This window comes from Kitasatospora sp. NPDC059722, from assembly GCF_042733235.1.
Taxonomy (GTDB): domain Bacteria; phylum Actinomycetota; class Actinomycetes; order Streptomycetales; family Streptomycetaceae; genus Kitasatospora.
Window position 1 is genome coordinate 107994 of sequence record NZ_JBHWGD010000012.1, and the last position, 17842, is coordinate 125835.

The following is a 17842-nucleotide window of genomic DNA, read 5'->3' on the forward strand; positions in this document are numbered from 1 at the left end:
CGCACCGCTCCCGGTCAGCCCGACAGCCGGCGCATCAGCCGGACCCCCTGCGCCGCCGTCAGGTGCGGCAGGTAGGCCTTGCCGATCGCCCGGGTGATGCTGGGCAGCCCGGCCGGGTCGGGGTAGGCCATGAACATCGGCCGGTACTCCGGCTGGAACTTGGACTTGAACGCGAGCAGCGAGCGGAACCCGTACACCGGCTCCAGCACCCGGCCCATCCAGTCCAGCATCCGCTGCAGCCCGGTGGGCTCGTCCTGCCCCGAGCGGGCCAGCGGCGCGCCGGACAGCGACAGGAAGCGCGCGCCCTCCTCCTTGAAGCCGAGCGCGGCCGAGGCGATCAGGAACTCGTTCACGCCGCGGAAGCCGTCCGAGCGCCGACGCATGAAGTCCAGCGTCCAGCCGACCGGCACGCCGTCCTCGTACACCGGCATCCAGCTGGTCAGCCCGTGCACGACGCCCTGCTCGTCCACCGCCACCAGCACCCGGACGTCCGGGTCGTCCAGCTCCTCCAGGCCGCCGAGCGTGAAGCCCATCTCGGGCAGGCCCTTCTCGGAGACCCACTCCTCCGAGATCGAGCGGATCTGGTCCTTCAGCGCGAGCGGCGCCTCGTGGTAGGCCCACCACTCGGCGGTGATGCCCTGCTTGCCCGCCTTGTTGAGGGCCGTGCGGATGTCCTGCCACTTGCGGCCGGTGAAGGCCAGCTCGGGCAGCGCGACCACGGTGTCCTCGGCGACCTGCACCGAGCGCCAGCCGAGCTGCTCGGCGGCGGCCCTGGTGTCCCGGGAGACGCTGTAGAAGCACGGGGTCCAGCCGCGCGCGTCGCAGTAGCGCGCGAAGCCGGCCACCGCCCCGGCGCGGGCCGCGGGCTCGCCGAACGGGTCCCCGGTGGTCAGCGCCACCGTGTTGAGCACCCGGTAGGCGACGGCCGCCCGGCCCTCCTCGTCGAACCAGTAGTGGTTGCCGTCCCACGTGGTGATGAAGGACAGCGTCCCGCCGCCGTGCGCGGTCAGCAGCGCGCGGGCCCGCTCCGCGGCCGCGGCGTCCGTGTGGACCACCGGCCGGCGGAAGGCCAGCAGCAGCGCGGTCAGCGCGACCGCCCAGAACGCCAGCCCGCAGTACGTCTCCAGGAACCGCGCCACCGGACCGACCGCGATCGGGTAGTCCGGCAGCAGGTCGTTGTAGGCGGGCGGCAGGAACTGCGCGGGCAGGCCGTGCACCAGCCCGCGGAACGTGGCCCCGGGCTCGAACTGGCCGGCGACCAGCACCCCGAGGACCGTGTACGCCGCGGCGGCCGCGAGCGCGGCGCCGCCCAGGACGACCGCCAGCCGGCGGACCGCCCGGCCCGCCAGCCGCAGCCGGAACCGCTGGCGGGTGGCGAGCAGCAGGGCCGTGGTCAGCAGCGGCAGCAGCAGCGCCTCGACGAAGTACTGGATCACGTCCCCGGCGTCCGGCCCGGAGTCGTTGTACAGCCACACCAGCAGCGCCACCCACAGCAGTTCGGTGACGACGGTGATCCGCCAGGCGAACCGCAGCCCGCGGCGCAGCCCCTCGGCGAGCACCAGCAGCAGCGCCGGGAACAGCGCCGCCATCAGCCGGCCCGGCGTGTCGAAGATCCGCTCGACGGCGTGCGCGCGGGCGCAGTCGTGCACCGACATCGCGCAGAAGTCGGCGACCTCCTCGGGGCTGAGCCGGTGCGAGAAGTACAGCTCGGAGAAGGTGTTGAACGGCCCGGCCGCGTTGTCGTACAGCGAGGCGATCAGCGGGCCGAAGGCGGCGGCGACCAGGCACAGCGCCACCAGCACCCGGGTCTCGGTGTGCGAGGAGCGGTGGGTGCGCAGCAGCAGCCGCCCGCGGGTGAGCAGCGCGCCCGCGCCGAGCCCGAGCAGCGCGGCGGCGCACCGCTGGACGCTCTGCAGGTGACCGACGTACAGCGTCATGACCAGCGGCACGAGCAGCACCAGCAGGTGCATCCGGCGGCGCCACAGCACGGTGAGCCGGTAGCCGAGCACCGCGGCCAGGGCGAACAGGCCGGGGCCGGGGCCGATCGCGACCTGGTCGACCACCGAGTCGGTCCACTGCTCGCCGGCCCGGGAGCCGGCCGCGACCAGCGCGGTGCCGAGCAGGGTGCCCGCGGCCTGCCCCACGACCAGCACCCCGAGGGTGCGCCACCGGCCGAGCCGCCGCTCGGCGGCCGGGCCGACGAGCAGCAGCAGCAGGCTGGTGAACACGTACGCGCCGATCCCGGCGCACCAGAACAGCGAGGTGAACGGCGTCCACCAGCGGCCCTCGGAGAGCGTCTGCACGCCGGTCCCGGCCTGCCGGAGCACGCGGCCCGACGGCCCGCCGGACAGGCTCCCGGTGGCCGCGCCGACGCCCCACAGGACGACGAGCGCCCCCATCGTCAGCGGGGCCGAGCGCAGCCGAGCACCGACCAGCCGGGCGGTCCGGCGCACGCGCTGCGGCCGCGGCTCCGGGGTGCGGGTGACGGGCGTACGGGTGACCGGCTCCTGGTCCACGACCACCTCCGGCCTGGCGACGACGGCTGCGGCCGCCTGGGTGCGGCTCACTTGAGCAGCCCGGTCTGGCGGGCGATCCAGGGCAGCTGCTCGGCGATGCCGATCCGCCAGGCCCCCCAGCCGTGCCCGCCCTGGACCAGGTCGAACTTGGCCTTCATACCCGCCGTCTGGACGGCTTGGTAGACCTTCTCCATTCCCGACCGGAAGTCGTTGTCCCAGCGGCCGACGACGATCGCGACGTTGGTGTCGGGGAACTTGCGGTGGGCCATCACCGAGAGCGGGTCGACGGCCTCGAACTTGGCCTGGTCACCGCCGAAGGCCTTCCTGACGGTCTCGTCCCGGGTGCCCAGGGTGGGCTCCTCCTGGCCGGACATGTCGAGGACGGTGCCGTAGACGTCGGGCGCGTTGATGCCGAGCTGGAGGGCGCAGGTGCCGCCCATCGAGGCGCCGCCCACGGCCCAGGACCCCCGGCCCTTGGCGGTCTGCAGGTGCTTGTCGATCCAGTCGGGGACGTCGGCGGCGAGGTAGGTCTGCGCCTTCGCGATCTTCGAGTCCATGCAGAGCGTGTTCCCCCAGGTAGAGCCCAGCTGGTCGGGCATCACGACGATCGGTGCGAGGCCGCCGTGCTCCGCCGCGAACGCGTCCAGCGACTCGTTCACCTGGGCGTTGAGCACCCAGTCCCCGGGCGTTCCGGGCTGACCGGTGATCAGCACGAGCACCGGCAGCAGCGGCCGCGGGCTGGCCTGGTAGGCGGGCGGCAGGTAGACGTAGGCGCTGCGGCCGACGAAGCCGGACTTGGCCCCGGGTATGTACACCTGCGAGACGGTGCCCTTGGCGGGCAGGCCGGGCGGGCGCGTCCAGACCTCCGAGAGCGCCTTGTCCGGCGGCGCGCTCGCGGTCTCGGCGACCTTCGGGGCGATCTTCGCCCCGGTGTCGGTGAGGAACGGCGCCAGCATGATCTTGCCGTTCGGGTACTGGCCGAAGCCGATGTTGATCTGCGACGCGGACATCAGCAGCACCAGCGAGCCGAGGCCGAGCACGAGCCCGCGGCGCCGCCAGGAGATCCCGCGGAAGCGGTAGCCGACCAGGCAGAAGCCCACCAGGGCGACGGCGATCCACCACGTGACGTAGTCCGGGGTGCCCTCCGGGAAGGGGTGCCACCAGTCGTCGACGACCACGCCCAGCAGCAGGCTGATCGCCGCCGCGGTGAACAGCGCGGCCGGCAGCCGGAAGCTCCACCACGAGCGGTTGCGGGCGACGGCGAGCACGAGCAGCGCACCCCAGCCCGCGGCCAGCACGGCGTACGGGATCGGGCCGTGCGTCAGCGGCCAGTCGAGTGGGTTCCAGCGGTTGGCGAGGGTGATCGGGGTCATGCCGCTTTCCCCGGCCGGGTGGTGTCGGCCAGGAAACCGTAGGCCACGACATTGCCTTCGTAGCCGTGTTCCTCGCTGTACGCACCGCCGCAGGTGATCACCCGCAGCTGCGCGTCGGCGGCCTGTCCGTACACCCGGTCGTCCGGGAAGTCCTTTCGGTCGTGCACTTCGATGGCGTACAGCTGGTAGACGGCGGTGGCGCCGTCCGCGCGGACGAATTCGATCCGGTCACCGCGGTGGAGAGCACCCAGATGGTAGAAGACGGCCGGGCCGCTCTTGTTGTCCACGTGGCCCGCGACGATGGCGGTCCCCCGCTGGCCCGGGGTCGCCCCGCCGCGGTACCAGCCGGCGAGGTTGCGGTCCGCCGCGGGCGGCGCCTGGAGCCGGCCGTCGGCCTCCAGGCCGAGACCGGTGACCGGGGCGTCGAGCTTGACGGCGGGGATGCGGATCCGGGTCGGCACGGACGGGCCGAGCGGCGGGACGACCGAGACCGGGGCGAACCCGCTCAGGGACTGCCCGGCGCCGGGCGCGGGAGGGAGCTCGCCGGGGCCGCCGTCGTGCAGCAGCCAGGCGCCGAGGACCATCGCGGCACCGGCCGCGATGGTGCCCGGCCACGGGCTCCTGCGCTGTTGGGCGCCCACGGGCGCTCCCCTCTGCCGACGACTTCCCGATTCCTGGGAGTTTCCTGGGAACCAATTGAACCGGACGGGACCCTAAGGCACGTCCATACGATGGTCATACCAATCCCCCCCAAACGGCAGGGCTAGGGCCGTCACCCGTGCGCCGAGTGGTGGCTGCGTCACGGAGCGCGACGAGGTACCGCCTCACCCAGGCACGGCGGGTCCGACCTCGCACACCATCGACGACGGAGCGAGTCCGTCCGGTTGCATCCATCGGGCGATCACTTGAGACCGTACGTGGCGACTCGCAGACCGAATGCGTTCGCATGCCATGCTGACCCGGTCACGGGTTCTATCACCCCACTTGTCCGACCGGACTTTCGCATGCCTGCACGCCTGCCGAACGCCTCATGAACGGAGTGACCATGGACTCCCTATCCCGTCGCACCCTGCTGGCCGCCGGCGCGGCCGGCGCCGCCGCCCTGGTGGCGGGCTGCGGGACCACCGCCGCCGGCGGCGGAGAGCACGCGACGGGAACCCCGGCCCCCGCCGGGACCACCGAGCCGCCCGCCACCCCGGCCCCGGCACCGGCCAAGCCGCAGGTCGTGCTGATCGGCGACGGCTCCACCTCCGACACCGGCGCCCAGCCCCGCCAGCCCGTCCCCGACCGGCTCAAGCCGGGCGAGCGCCCGCCACAGTTCGTCGTCTTCTCCTGGGACGGCGCCGGCGAGCTCGACAACGGCCTGTTCGCCCGCTTCCGCCGGCTGGCGCAGGAGCACAACGCGTCGATGACCTTCTTCCTCAGCGGCCTCTACCTGCTGCCGGAGTCCAAGAAGGACCTCTACCGCCCGCCCCAGCACAAGGCCGGCGCCTCCGAGATCGGCTACCTCAGCGACCAGCACATCCACGACACGCTGGAGAACGTCCACGCCGCCTGGCTGGAGGGCCACGAGATCGGCACCCACTTCAACGGCCACTTCTGCGGCTCCACCGGCGTCGGGAAGTGGTCCCCGGAGGAGTGGGACAGCGAGATCCAGCAGGCCATGGACTTCGTGACGAACTGGCGGACGAACACCGGGTTCACCGACCTGCCGGCGCTGCCGTTCGACTACGGCAAGGAGCTGATCGGCAGCCGGACCCCGTGTCTGGAGGGCCAGCGCAACCTGCTGCCCACCGCCGTCAAGCGCGGCTGGCGCTACGACAGCAGCGGCAACGGCAGCCAGGTCTGGCCGCAGAAGATCCAGGGCGGCGCCCTGTGGGACCTCCCGTTGCAGTCCATCCCGTTCCCCGGGCACACCTTCCAGGTGCTGTCGATGGACTACAACATCATGTTCAACCAGTGCGGCCCCAACACCAAGGCCGACCCCGCGCTCTACCCGGGCTTCCAGGCCCAGGCGCGCGACGCCTACCTGATGGGCTTCGACCGCACCTACAACGGCAACCGGGCGCCGTACATCATCGGCAACCACTTCGAGGAGTGGAACGGCGGCATCTACATGAACGCCGTCGAGGACGCCTTCAAGTCCATCGCGAGCAAGCCCGAGGTCCGGCTGGTGTCCTTCCGCCAGCTGGTCGACTGGCTGGACGCCCAGGACCCGGCGGTGCTGCGCAAGCTGCAGACCCTCGCCCCGGGCCAGGCCCCGGCGGGCGGCTGGGAGAGCTTCCTCGGCACCCCGGCGGCGCCGCCGTCCCCCACCGCCGCCGCCAGCGCCCCGGCCGCCGCCGTCGGCTGACCGTCAGGCCCTGCGGACCCGGCCGGAGACCAGCGCCCCCAGCAGGGCCACCCCGGTCATCGTCAGGAAGATCACCGCGAAGGCGCCGGGCGACCCGGCGCCTTCGGCGTTCCCGTGGGCGACCGCCACCGAACCGCCGCCCAGCGCCGAGAAGAGCACCCCGGCGAGGCCCACCAGCAGGACGTTGCCGAGCGCGTCGCTCATCTGCAGCGAGGCCGAGTTGGCCCCGGCGTCCTGCGGCGCGGACAGCTTCATCATCAGCACGCTGACGCTCGCGACCGTCAGCCCCATCCCGATGCCGCCGACGCCCCAGGCCACCGCCGCCGCCCAGACCGGCACGGCCGGGACCAGCACCAGCGCCGCCCCCGCGATCGCCACCGCGGTCAGCACGAACCCGCCCCGGATCATCGCCTCGCGGTGGCGCTCGGCGCCCGGACGGCCCTGCAGCCACGAGCCCAGCGCCCAGGACAGCCCGCCGCTGGTCAGCGTGAGCCCGGCCAGCGTCGGCGACAGGCCGCGCTGGGTGACCATCATCAGCGGGATGAACGCCTCCGCCGCGAAGAACGCCCCGGCGGCCACGCCGCGCAGCAGGATCACCGTCGGCAGACCGCGCCCGGCCCGCAGCGTGCCCTGGGGCAGCAGCCCGAGCACCGCCGGCAGCAGCAGCGCCGCACCGGCCGCCGCCGGGAGCAGCCCGATCGGGTCCAGCCGCTGGCCCGCGTACTGCAGCAGGCCGGCGCCGAGCGCCGCCATCGCGGCCAGCGCGGTGCGGCGGCGGTCGAACTCCGCGCCCTTCGGCACGGGGTGCTCGCGCTCCGATCGGGCCAGCGCCGGACCCATCACCGCGAGCGGCAGCAGGATCAGCGCCGGCACGGCCAGGAACACCCAGCGCCAGCCCAGGTGCTGGGTGACGGCTCCGGAGACGACCGGTCCGACGATCGAGGGGAGCACCCAGGCCGAGGAGAAGGCCGCGAACACGGAGGGCCGCAGCCGTTCCGGGTAGGCCCGGCCGACCACGACGTACAGCGCGACGATCACCAGCCCGCCGCCCAGGCCCTGGACCGCCCGCCCGGCCACGAACAGCCACATCCCCGGCGCCGTCCCGGCCACCACCAGGCCCGCGCCGAACACCGCGATGCCGGTGAACAGCGGTTGCAGCGGGCCGCGCCGGTCGCACCACTGGCCGGAGACGACCAGGGCGAACAGCGTGGTGGTGAAGTAGCCGGAGAAGGCGAAGGCGTACAGACCGAGGCCGTCCAGCTGCCGGGCCGCCACCGGCATCGCGGTGTTGACGGCCGTCGCCTCGAAGGCGAGCAGCAGGACCACCGACACGATCCCCAGCGTGAGGGCGCGGTAGCGGCCGCTGAGCACCCCGCCGCCGGGGTCGTTCTCGACGGGTATCGGGGCGGAGTCGACCGAGGTGGGGGAGGCAGTGGTCATACGTAATATCGTAAGGGCCGTCCGGTGTTTGGACCCCTGACCGGAGTCGGTGGTCGACTCCGCCGCAGGACCTAGGACACGCCTCGGGACACACCCCGGGACCGGGTCAGTGGAGCACCTTCAGGCCGACCACGCCGGAGACGATCAGCAGCAGGCAGCCGATCCGGGCCAGGGTCACCGCGTCGCCCAGGACGGCCATGCCGTAGAGCGCAGTGCCGACCGCGCCGATGCCGACCCACACCGCGTAGCCGGTGCCGATCGGGATGGTGCGCATCGCGTACGCCAGTCCGCCCATGCTCAGCAGCAGGGCGACGCCGAAGACGAGGCCGGGGACGAGGCGGGTGAAGCCCTTGGACGACTCCAGGGCGACCGCCCAGACGGTTTCCAGGACACCCGAGACGATCAGAACGAGCCAGGCCATGACGGTACGAACCTCCGCAGTCCACAGCGGCCGGATTGCCGCTGAACTGCGCCGTCTTGTCGTCACCGGGTACGACGCGCTCGTCCGGAGTGGCGGGAAAACGCCACTTGTCCCCGACGGTAGCACACATTGCCATACAGAATTTACAAAACAGCGTTGACCCCATTCACGGAATCCGCCATCCTGAATTCACTGGCCGTGTGCCCGAGAGGCTCAGGGAACCGTCTGCAAAGCGGTACACACGGGTTCGAATCCCGTCACGGCCTCGGTAAAAGGAATTGCCGGGGGGGAGGCTATTTGGTCCCGGCCGATCTGCCTGCGCCGTTTATTCAACACCCCCCCCCGCCCCCCCGGGGCGGTGCTGACGCCCGACGCGCCCACGAGTACCAGCCCGCCCCCCCCGCCCCCGCACCCCCCCCCGCCCCCCCCCACCCCCCACACACAGACACACCCACTCAACCAGTTTATAACCCCCCCCACCCCCACCTACAAATCAAACCGCGGCGCCAAAAATAATCCCCCCCCCCCATTACCTCGTTCCGCATTTCTCTCACACCGCGACGGCGTCCTCCGGCCGGATCGGCAGGCGCCCCACCGGCAGACCGGTCGCGGCCCGGACGGCGGCGGCGACGGCCGCCGGGGCGACCACCGCGGGCACGGCACTGACGGCCTTGGCGCCGAAGGTCGCGACCACGTCCCGCTCCTCCAGCAGGGCCGCGATCCGCACCTCGGGGGTGTCCAGCGCGGTCGGCAGCCGGTAGCCGGTGAGCGACGGGTTCTGCAGCACGCCGCCCTCGGTGCGCAGCTCCTCCAGCAGCGCCAGGCCGACGCCCTGGGCCACGCCCGCCTCGATCCGGTCCTCGATCTGCCGCGGGTTGAGCGCCCGGCCGACGTCCTGCGCGACGGTCATCTCGACCACCCGGACGGCGCCCAGCTCGATGTCCACGTCCACGACCGCGCGCATCGCGCAGAAGGCGATGGAGACGAACGCGTCGCCCTGCCCGGCCTCGTCCAGCGGCTCGGTCGGGTGCGGGCGGCACTGCGCGGTGGCCCACAGCTCCTTGCCCTCCAGCGCCTCGGCGACCGGCATGCCGAGCACCCCGTCGTACGAGGTGATCTTGCCGTCGGCGATCTGGAGCAGCTCCACCGACATCCCGAAGTTGGCGGCGATCGGCTGGAGCAGCTGGTGGCGGACCATCAGCGCGGCCCGCTCGACCGCGCCGCCGGACACCCAGGTGTGCCGTCCGCGGGCGGAGGGCCCGGCGATCGACTGGTCGCTGTCGGCCGGCGCGATGTAGACCTCGCCGACCCCCAGCACGGTCTGCACGATCTGCCGGGCCAGCGTCGCGAAGCCCTGGCCGGAGTCGACGGCCGCGCAGATCACGGTCGCGTGGTCGCCGCTGACCCGCACGGTGGCGGTGGACACCTCGTCCTCGCCCTCGGCGCCGAGCATGTGCACCATGCCGACGGCGTAGCCGATCCCGCGCCGCACGGCGGCCGGGTCGCCGGCGCCGCCGGGCCCGCCCGGCAGCAGCCACTCGGCGTCCGGGTCGTCCACCGGCAGTGCCGGCAGCGGTTCGGCGGCGACGGCCTCCAGCAGCGCGGTCACCGGCGCCGGGCACGTGACGGCCTGTCCGGTGGGCATCGGGTCGCCGGTGGCCATCGCGTTGCGGCGGCGGATCTCCACCGAGTCCACGCCCACCCGGGCGGCCAGCTGGTCCAGCTGCGACTCGTAGGCGAAGCAGGACTGCAGCGCGCCCTCGCCGCGCATCCGCCCGGCCGGCGGGTTGTTGGTGCGCACCGCCCACGCGTCCACGAAGACGTTCGGGCAGACGTACGGGCCGACCGAGAACGCCGTCGCGGCGGCCAGCGCCTCGGCGGAGACGTCCGCGTAGGCGCCGCCGTCCAGCAGGATCTGCGCCTCGACCTTCACCAGCCGGCCCTCGGCGTCCGCGTGGTGGCGGTAGCGCAGGAGCGCGGGGTGGCGCGAGGTGTGGGTGTGGAAGGACTCCTCGCGGGTGAGCGTCATCTTCACCGGCCGGCCGGTGCGCAGCGCCAGCAGCGCGAGGGTGACCTGGAAGGAGAGGTCCTCGCGGTCCGAGGTCGCTCCGGGCACGCCGGTGACGACCAGTCGCACCCGGTCCGGCTCCAGGCCGAGGCACGCGGCGGTGCGGTCGCGGTCCCCGTGCGGGTCGGTGGAGGACAGGTGCAGTTCGACGCCGCCGTCCGGGCGCGGCACGGCGAGGCCGGCCTCGGCGCCGAGCGGGGCCGGGTCCTGCCGGCCGACCTGGTACAGGCCCTCGACGACGATCTCGCCGACCGCGTCCGGGTCCCCGCTGCGCAGCGGCAGGTGGCGGAACAGGTTGCCGTCCGGGTGCAGCGGCGGGGCGGTGAAGGCCTGCTCGGGGTCGGTGACGGCCTCCAGTGGCTCGTACTCGACGACGATCAGACCGACCGCCAGCCGCGCGGTGTCGGGGTGGTCGGCGGCCACCGCGGCCACCGGCTCGCCGTGGTGGCGCACCACGCCCGAGGCCAGCACCGGCCGGTCGGCGACGATCGGCCCGGCCGGGGCGCCGTCGGGCAGGCCGTCCGGGCCGGGCGGCAGGTCGGCGGCGGTGACGACGGCGTGCACGCCGGGCAGGGCGAGCGCGGCCGAGGTGTCGATGGCCTTGATCCGGGCGTGCGGGTGCGGCGAGCGCAGCAGCGCGCCCCACAGCAGCCCCTCGGCCCACAGGTCGGCGGCGTACGGGTAGATGCCGAGCGCCTTGGGCAGGGCGTCGCTGCGCAGCGGCGAGCTGCCGAGCCCGAACGGCTCCGGCGCGCCGGCCCCGTCGCCGTCCTGCTGGGTTGCTGCGCCGATGTCGGTAGGCGACGTCATGATGCGTGGTCGTCCTCGGGGAGCCGGATGCCGTGGGCGGGGGTGGCGCCGTACGGGACGCCGGCCGGGGCGCCGCCCTCGGCCGTGACGCCGTGCGGGGGCGTGGGGACGTACGGCGCGCCGTCGAAGCCGGGACCGGGCGTGCCGTCGAAGCCGGGACCGGGCGTGCCGTCGAAGCCGGGACCGGGCACCGGGGTGCCGTGGGCGGGGGTGGGCTCGTAGACGGGGGCGTCGTAGCCGCCGTCGTAGCCGGGCTGCTGGGGGTAGCCCTCGGGGTAGCCGGCGCCGGGCAGGTAGGTGCCGTGCGCGGGGGTGGCCTGGTACGGCTGCTCGGGGTAGCCCTGCGACTGGTAGTAGACCTGGTCGTCGGTCGGCTGTGGCGGGACGGCCGGGATCTCGTACGAACCGGTGTCGTACACCCCGGTGTCGTAGCCGCCCTGGCCGTCGTAGCCGTGCTGGCCGTCGTAGCCGCCCTGGCCGTCGGCGCCGTACGGCAGGCCCTGGCCGGGGACCGCGGCGGCCGGCTCCTCGGCGGGCGGCTGCGGGACGTGCTCGATCCAGGCGTCGGCGTCGGTGTAGACGGGGGGTTCGGCGGCGGGCTCCTCCGCGGGCGCCTCGGCGGCCGGCTGCCCGGCGGCCCCTTCGGCGGCGGGCGCGGCAGCGGCGGAGGCCTCCTCGGCGAGCGCGGCCTCCTCCGCCTCCTCAGCCTCCAGGGCGCGCGCGTCGGCGACGCTCTGGACGGCGGCCAGCACCCCGCGGTAGCCGGTGCAGCGGCAGAGGTTGCCGCACAGCGCCTGCCGGGCCTCGACCTCGGTGGGCCGGTGGTTGCGCTGGAGCAGGTCGTGCACGGCCATCGCCATGCCGGGCGCGCAGTAGCCGCACTGGACCGCGCCGGACTCGGCGAGCGCCTGCTGCACGTCGCTCGCGCCGCCGCCCGCCGACAGGCCCTCGACGGTGTTGATCTCGCTGTCGGCGGCCAGCGCGGCCGGCACCAGGCAGCCGGCCACCAGCTGGCCGTCCACCTGCACCGAGCACGCGCCGCACTCGCCCTGCTCGCAGCCGTCCTTGGCACCGGCCAGGCCGAGCCGCTCGCGCAGCACGTAGAGCAGGCTCTCGCCGATCCAGGCGTCGGTGACGGGCCGTTCGAAACCGTTCACCCGCAGGGTGTAGGAGGCGCAGGGGCGCAGCTCACGGCTGACCTGCGGGGAGAAGCCGAGCGGGTCGGCGTCGAGGGTGTCGATGGGGTCTGTGCTCACTTCAGCGCCCTTCCCAGTGCCCGTCGGGCCAGCACCGACACGGTACGCCGTAGCCGAACGGCGGCCGCGCTCGGCCCCTCGGTCACGGCCTCCCAGGCACCCTCGGCGCCGTAGCCGTCGGGGACGCAGGCTGCGGCGACGTACTCGCCGAAGGCGGCGGTCGCGGCGGGGTCGATCTCCCGGCTGCCGTCCCAGTCGATGCAGCCGGCCACCCAGGCCTCGGCCTCCAGCGGCCGCAGCGGCACCGGCGCGACGGCGCCGACGGCGCAGCGCACGGAGCGCCGGGCGGGGTCGAGGACGAGGGCGACGGAGGCGGTGGCGCGGGCCGGGCCGCTGCGGCCGGTCGCCTTGAGGAAGACCTGGGGCGCGTGCAGCAGCGGGACGCGCACCCAGGTGAGCAGTTCACCGGGGCGCACCGGGTCGAGGCCGGTGAGGAGGTGACTGACCGGTACCTCCCGGGTGCCGCCGGCCCGGGCGAGGGTGACGGTGGCCTCCAGGGCGGCGAGCACCGGGAGGGTGTCGCCGGCCGGGGCGGCGGTGACGATGTTGCCGCCGAGAGTGCCGACGTTGCGGACCTGCGGGGGTCCGGCGGTGCGGGCGGCGTCGGCGAGGGCGGGGATCAGCGCGGCGAAGTCCGGGCGGTCCATCCGGGCGTGGGTGAGGCCGGCGCCGAGCACGGCGGTGCCACCGTCCTCGTAGCGCCAGCCGCGCAGTTCGGTGATCCGGCCGAGGCCGACGAGGGCGGCGGGGCGCAGCCGGCCGGCGTTGACGGCCTCCATCAGGTCGGTGGCGCCGGCCACGGGCACCGCGGCCGGGGCGGCGGCCAGCGCGTCGACGGCCTCGTCGAGCGAGGCCGGCAGCATGATCGTCCGGTTCACCTGGGTCCCACCGTGCTCCACTTGCTCATCGATCGCCTGCCGCCCGCGGCCTTCGGCCGTGGTGTCCGCGTCAGCAGTCCGGCCTGGCCCGTAGGGTACGGGCGATCGGGCCGGGTTGGGCAACTCTGGCACACAATGCTCGATGATCACTTCGGGGCCGGTGAACGGGACTGCCCGTTTGGGGCGGATACCGGGCGTTATCTGCCCCGGCCCGGGCCGGACCGGAACAGATGTTCATCTGTTCTTGACGTCGGATGACCATCCGGAAGTTCCCCGTGTTCCGCCTCCCCCGCATTCCCGCGGCCCGGCATTCCCGCTGCCCGGCATTCCGGCCGCCCGGCCCGAACGCCTATCGGACGGGCGGCGGCCCCTCGATCGGACGGCCGACCACTCCGGGCCGGCGCTGCCACGGGTGCGGGCCATCGGCCGGGCGGTACTCGACGCCGAGCGCGTCCAGGACCTCCAGGTGTGCCGCCAGCCGGCGCGCGAAGGCCGGGTAGTCGCGCTCGGCCGGCTCGGCGGGCAGGGCGGACCAGGCCACCTCGGCGAAGGCGGCGAGCCGCGGGAAGGCCCGGTAGTCGACGTCCCTGGCGGTGTCCGTGAACTCGCTCCACAGGTTGGCCTGGGTGCCGATCACGCGCCGGGCGGCGGCCTCGTCCAGCTCCCCGGGCACCGGCTCGAAGCGGTACACGTCCTCCAGCGTCCGGACGAACCCGACCGGGATCGGCTCGTCGGGGCCGTCCGCCTGCCGGTGGTCCAGGTAGACGTGCTGCTCGGGGCACATCACGACGTCGTGGCCGGCGCGCGCGGCCGCGATCCCGCCGCCGAAGCCGCGCCACGACGAGACGGCGGCGCCCGGCGCGAGGCCGCCCTCCAGGATCTCGTCCCAGCCGATCAGCCGCCGCCCGCGCTCGGCCAGCCAGCGGTCGAAGTGCCGGATGATCCAGCTCTGCAGCTCGTCCTCGTTGGCGAGGCCGAGCTCGCGGATGCGCGTCCGGGCGGCGGCGCTGTCCTTCCACTGCTCCTTCGGGCACTCGTCGCCGCCGAGGTGGACGAATTCGGACGGGAAGAGCTCCAGCACCTCCTCCAGCACGCCCTCGAAGAAGCGCAGCGTCGCCTCGGAGGCGTTGAGCACGTTGTGGCTCACGCCCCAGTCCGTCCACACGCCGAGCGCCGAGGTGTCCACGACGTCGGTGTTGCCGAGCTCGGGGTAGGCGGCCACGGCGGCCTGGGTGTGGCCCGGCAGGTCGATCTCCGGCACGACGGTGACCCCGCGCTCCGCCGCGTACGCGACGATCTCGCGCAGGTCGTCCTGGGTGTAGAAGCCGCCGTGCGGCCGGTCGTCGCGGCGCCCGGCGCTGCGGTAGCCGACCATCGAGCGCTCCCGCCACGCACCGCGCGCGGTCAGCTCCGGGTACCGCTTGATCTCCACCCGCCAGCCCTGGTCGTCGGTCAGGTGCAGGTGCAGGACGTTGAGCTTGTGGACGGCCAGCAGGTCGACGAAGCGCAGCACGTCCGCCTTGGGCAGGAAGTGCCGGGCGACGTCCAGCAGCGCGCCGCGCCAGCCGAAGCGCGGGGCGTCCTCGATGTCGGCGCCGGGCAGCACCCAGCCGGTGCGGCGCAGCGGGGCCCGGCGGAAGGCGTCCGGGCCGAGCAGCCGGCGGAGCGTCTGCGCGCCCCACAGCGCGCCGGCCGGACCGCCCGCGGTGATCACCGCGCGGCCCGGGCGGACCGAGATGCGGTACGCCTCGGCGGCCAGGGCGGCGTCGTGGACCAGCTCGACGCCCGCCCCGGGAGCACCCGGGGCGAACGGCAGCCCGGTGGCGGCGGACAGCGCCGCGCGCAGCCAGTGCGCGGCACCGGCCAGCGCCGGCGGGGCGGTCAGCGTCGTGGCGTCGTCGAGGGGGAAGTCCTCGCCCGGGCGGCGGACGGCACTCGAAGGTGCGGGAATGAGGTCCATTCCGACATCCTGCCCGCGCCCGGAACGATTGGCATAGACCACTGCGCAAACGCCGCACGATGCAAAACGGCGCGGTGCGGCGGCCCCGCGGGACTACTTGTCGTCGTCCCCGCCCTGCGGCTTGCCGATGCCGTCGTAGATCTCCTTGCACATCGGGCAGACCGGGTACTTCTTCGGGTCGCGGCCGGGCACCCACACCTTGCCGCAGAGCGCCACCACGGGGGACCCGGAGAGCGCGCTCTCCATGATCTTGTCCTTCTGGACGTAGTGCGCGAAGCGCTCGTGGTCGCCGTCCCCGTTGGACACCTGCGGGACGGGCTCGACCAGGGTGCCGGTGCCGAGGCCGCGCTCGGGCTCAAGAGTGCTCATAGGTGCCAAGTCTATGGGCGCCCCGGGAAACCGGGCCAGTGTCGCACCGACGGCCCCCGCCGTCAGTTCAGCGTCGGGTCGTCCGGGTAGGTCGCCAGCAGCGCCAGCGGGCCGCGCTGGCGGCGCAGCACCGAGCGCCACAGCCGCTCCGGCTCGGGGCTGGAGATGTCCCCCGGCTCGCAGTCCACCAGGTACCACGCGCCGCTCTCGATCTCCGCCTCCAGCTGGCCGGGCGACCAGCCCGCGTACCCGGCGAAGATCCGCAGCGCGCCCAGTTCGCCGGCCAGCACCTCGGGCGGCGCCTCCAGGTCCACCAGCCCGATCGCGCCGTGCACCCGCCGCCAGCCGAGCGGCTCGCCGGTGCCCGGCTCCCCCGGGGCCACCGCCAGCCCGAGCGCCGAGTCCAGCGCCACCGGCCCGCCCTGGAACACCACGGCCGGCTGCCCGACCAGCCTTCCCCAGCCGTCCAGCACGCTGCCCACCTCGACGGGCGTCGGCCGGTTGAGCACGACGCCGAGCGCCCCCTCGGCGTCGTGGTCGAGGAGGAGCACCACCGCCCGGGCGAAGTTCGGATCGGTGAGCACGGGCGTCGCGACGAGCAGACGGCCGGTGTGGGACCGGCCTCCGTGCGAATGGGCCGCCGTCATGCCACACATGATCCCGCAGAACGGGCGGGCGCGGACACCGCAACACACGAAACCCCGCCACGCCGGACGAACACCCGTACGGGCGCATCGGCGGGCGCCGGAACCCCGGAAGAGAGCACCATCACGGGAGAGGCTCACGGGAACCATCGGGACGCCCACTACCATCTACGGATGGTGGACGCCTTTACACGGTGCCGACTCGGTTTCGCCGGGGGCCCGAACGCGCCCGTACGAACGTTCCACCACCGGCTCGCAGGAGCCCTTCCCCATTTCTCTGGCACCCCGGATTGCGAGAACGATGACCGACGACGTCCTGCTGGTCCACGGCGGAAACCCGCTCGAAGGCGAGATCCGCGTCCGCGGTGCGAAGAACCTGGTCCCCAAGGCCATGGTCGCCGCCCTCCTCGGCCAGGGCCCCAGCAGACTGCGCAACGTCCCGGACATCCGCGACGTCAAGGTGGTCCGCGGCCTGCTCCAGCTGCACGGCGTGACCGTGCGCACCGGTGACGAGGACGGCGAGCTGATCCTCGACCCGTCGCACGTCGAGAGCGCGAACGTCGCCGACATCGACGCGCACGCCGGCTCCTCACGGATCCCGATCCTGTTCTGCGGCCCGCTGCTGCACCGCCTCGGCCACGCCTTCATCCCCGGCCTCGGCGGCTGCGACATCGGCGGCCGCCCGGTCGACTTCCACTTCGAGGTGCTGCGCCAGTTCGGCGCCACCATCGAGAAGCACCCGCAGGGCACCTACCTGGTCGCCGCGCAGCGGCTGCGCGGCACCAAGATCGAGCTGCCCTACCCGTCGGTCGGCGCGACCGAGCAGGTGCTGCTCACGGCCGTCCTCGCCGAGGGCGTCACCGAGCTGCGCAACGCGGCCATCGAGCCGGAGATCGTCGACCTGATCTGCGTGCTGCAGAAGATGGGCGCGATCATCACCCTGGGCACCGACCGCACCATCCTGATCACCGGTGTGGACGAGCTGGGCGGCTACACCCACCGCGCCCTGCCGGACCGCCTGGAGGCCGCCTCCTGGGCCTGCGCGGCGCTCGCCACGAAGGGCGACATCTACGTCCGCGGCGCCCGCCAGCTGGAGATGATGACCTTCCTCAACACCTTCCGGAAGGTCGGCGGCGCCTTCGAGGTGGACGACGAGGGCATCCGCTTCTGGCACCCGGGCGGCGAGCTCAAGGCGATCGCCCTGGAGACGGACGTCCACCCGGGCTTCCAGACCGACTGGCAGCAGCCCCTGGTGGTCGCGCTGACCCAGGCCACCGGCCTGTCCATCGTCCACGAGACGGTGTACGAGTCGCGCCTGGGCTTCACCGGCGCGCTCAACCAGATGGGCGCCCACATCCAGCTCTACCGCGAGTGCCTCGGCGCCACCCCGTGCCGCTTCGGCGCCCGCAACTTCCTGCACTCCGCGGTCGTCTCCGGCCCGTCCAAGCTCATGGGCGCGGAGCTGGTCATCCCGGACCTGCGCGGCGGCTTCTCGTACCTGATCGCGGCGCTCGCGGCCGAGGGCACCTCGACCGTCCACGGCATCGACCTGATCAACCGCGGCTACGAGAACTTCATGGACAAGCTGCGCGACCTCGGCGCCCACGTCGAGCTGCCCAGCGAGCAGCTGGTCGACGCCTGACCGGCGGCGTCCGCCGACGGCGTTTGGCCGGGGGTCCCCGCGGGGGGCCCCGCGGTCGGGCGGTTTTTGGGTGGGGGCTGGCGGGCCCCGTGGGGGGGGGAATAAGAATTCA

The 17842-nt window shown here is 73.8% G+C and carries 13 protein-coding genes, 1 tRNA gene and 1 riboswitch; of the genes, 3 read left to right on the forward strand and 11 right to left on the reverse strand.

Features of this window, described 5'->3' with window-relative positions:
• Positions 1-14: 14 nt before the first annotated feature.
• The 3 genes from ACFV4F_RS10665 to ACFV4F_RS10675 are packed head-to-tail and all read right to left on the reverse strand — an operon-like array spanning position 15 to position 4473.
• On the reverse strand, positions 15-2567 hold the full coding sequence (locus tag ACFV4F_RS10665) for a rhomboid family intramembrane serine protease (RefSeq protein ID WP_380491222.1): 2553 nt from the start codon (positions 2565-2567) through the stop codon (positions 15-17).
• Positions 2564-3889: an alpha/beta hydrolase gene (locus tag ACFV4F_RS10670; protein ID WP_380435111.1), complete on the reverse strand. Its 1326-nt coding sequence runs from the start codon at positions 3887-3889 to the stop codon at positions 2564-2566. Before ACFV4F_RS10670 ends, ACFV4F_RS10665 begins: the two co-directional genes overlap by 4 nt.
• Complete coding sequence (locus tag ACFV4F_RS10675) at positions 3886-4473, reverse strand: class F sortase (protein WP_380435292.1); 588 nt, start codon at positions 4471-4473, stop codon at positions 3886-3888. The genes ACFV4F_RS10670 and ACFV4F_RS10675 overlap by 4 nt, the downstream gene beginning before the upstream one ends.
• 461 nt (positions 4474-4934) lie before the next feature.
• On the opposite strand from ACFV4F_RS10675, the gene ACFV4F_RS10680 reads away from it, so the two are divergent.
• Positions 4935-6242: a hypothetical protein gene (locus ACFV4F_RS10680; protein ID WP_380501577.1), complete on the forward strand. Its 1308-nt coding sequence runs from the start codon at positions 4935-4937 to the stop codon at positions 6240-6242.
• Between the two features lie 3 nt (positions 6243-6245).
• Here ACFV4F_RS10680 and ACFV4F_RS10685 read toward each other — a convergent pair whose 3' ends face one another.
• The gene (locus ACFV4F_RS10685; protein ID WP_380501579.1) at positions 6246-7682 is read right to left on the reverse strand and encodes an MFS transporter; all 1437 of its coding nucleotides are present in this window, start codon (positions 7680-7682) and stop codon (positions 6246-6248) included.
• A gap of 106 nt (positions 7683-7788) precedes the next feature.
• Positions 7789-8103 (reverse strand): SMR family transporter, encoded by a 315-nt coding sequence (locus tag ACFV4F_RS10690; protein WP_359960387.1) that lies wholly within the window; start codon positions 8101-8103, stop codon positions 7789-7791.
• A 45-nt stretch (positions 8104-8148) separates the two neighbouring features.
• A riboswitch (guanidine-III (ykkC-III) riboswitch) is annotated at positions 8149-8214 on the reverse strand.
• A gap of 83 nt (positions 8215-8297) precedes the next feature.
• Between ACFV4F_RS10690 and ACFV4F_RS10695 the strand changes: the two genes are divergently transcribed.
• Positions 8298-8369, forward strand: a tRNA-Cys gene (locus ACFV4F_RS10695).
• Between the two features lie 284 nt (positions 8370-8653).
• Here the strand turns inward: ACFV4F_RS10695 and ACFV4F_RS10700 are convergent.
• The 6 genes from ACFV4F_RS10700 to ACFV4F_RS10725 form a co-directional block, all read right to left on the reverse strand.
• Positions 8654-10981, reverse strand: a complete 2328-nt coding sequence (locus ACFV4F_RS10700; RefSeq protein ID WP_380491213.1) for a xanthine dehydrogenase family protein molybdopterin-binding subunit — start codon at positions 10979-10981, stop codon at positions 8654-8656.
• Positions 10978-12237: a 2Fe-2S iron-sulfur cluster-binding protein gene (locus tag ACFV4F_RS10705; RefSeq protein WP_380501581.1), complete on the reverse strand. Its 1260-nt coding sequence runs from the start codon at positions 12235-12237 to the stop codon at positions 10978-10980. Before ACFV4F_RS10705 ends, ACFV4F_RS10700 begins: the two co-directional genes overlap by 4 nt.
• Entirely contained in the window at positions 12234-13100 is an 867-nt protein-coding gene (locus ACFV4F_RS10710; protein ID WP_359960722.1) for an FAD binding domain-containing protein, read from the reverse strand. Before ACFV4F_RS10710 ends, ACFV4F_RS10705 begins: the two co-directional genes overlap by 4 nt.
• A gap of 364 nt (positions 13101-13464) precedes the next feature.
• Complete coding sequence (locus ACFV4F_RS10715; RefSeq protein WP_380501583.1) at positions 13465-15075, reverse strand: beta-N-acetylhexosaminidase; 1611 nt, start codon at positions 15073-15075, stop codon at positions 13465-13467.
• A gap of 93 nt (positions 15076-15168) precedes the next feature.
• Positions 15169-15444 (reverse strand): DUF3039 domain-containing protein, encoded by a 276-nt coding sequence (locus ACFV4F_RS10720; RefSeq protein ID WP_329929182.1) that lies wholly within the window; start codon positions 15442-15444, stop codon positions 15169-15171.
• Between the two features lie 62 nt (positions 15445-15506).
• The gene (locus tag ACFV4F_RS10725) at positions 15507-16100 is read right to left on the reverse strand and encodes a YqgE/AlgH family protein (protein WP_380491206.1); all 594 of its coding nucleotides are present in this window, start codon (positions 16098-16100) and stop codon (positions 15507-15509) included.
• Between the two features lie 289 nt (positions 16101-16389).
• Here ACFV4F_RS10725 and murA point away from each other — a divergent pair, with 289 nt between their 5' ends.
• The gene (murA, locus tag ACFV4F_RS10730; RefSeq protein WP_380435420.1) at positions 16390-17730 is read left to right on the forward strand and encodes a UDP-N-acetylglucosamine 1-carboxyvinyltransferase; all 1341 of its coding nucleotides are present in this window, start codon (positions 16390-16392) and stop codon (positions 17728-17730) included.
• The last annotated feature ends 112 nt before the right edge of the window (positions 17731-17842 follow it).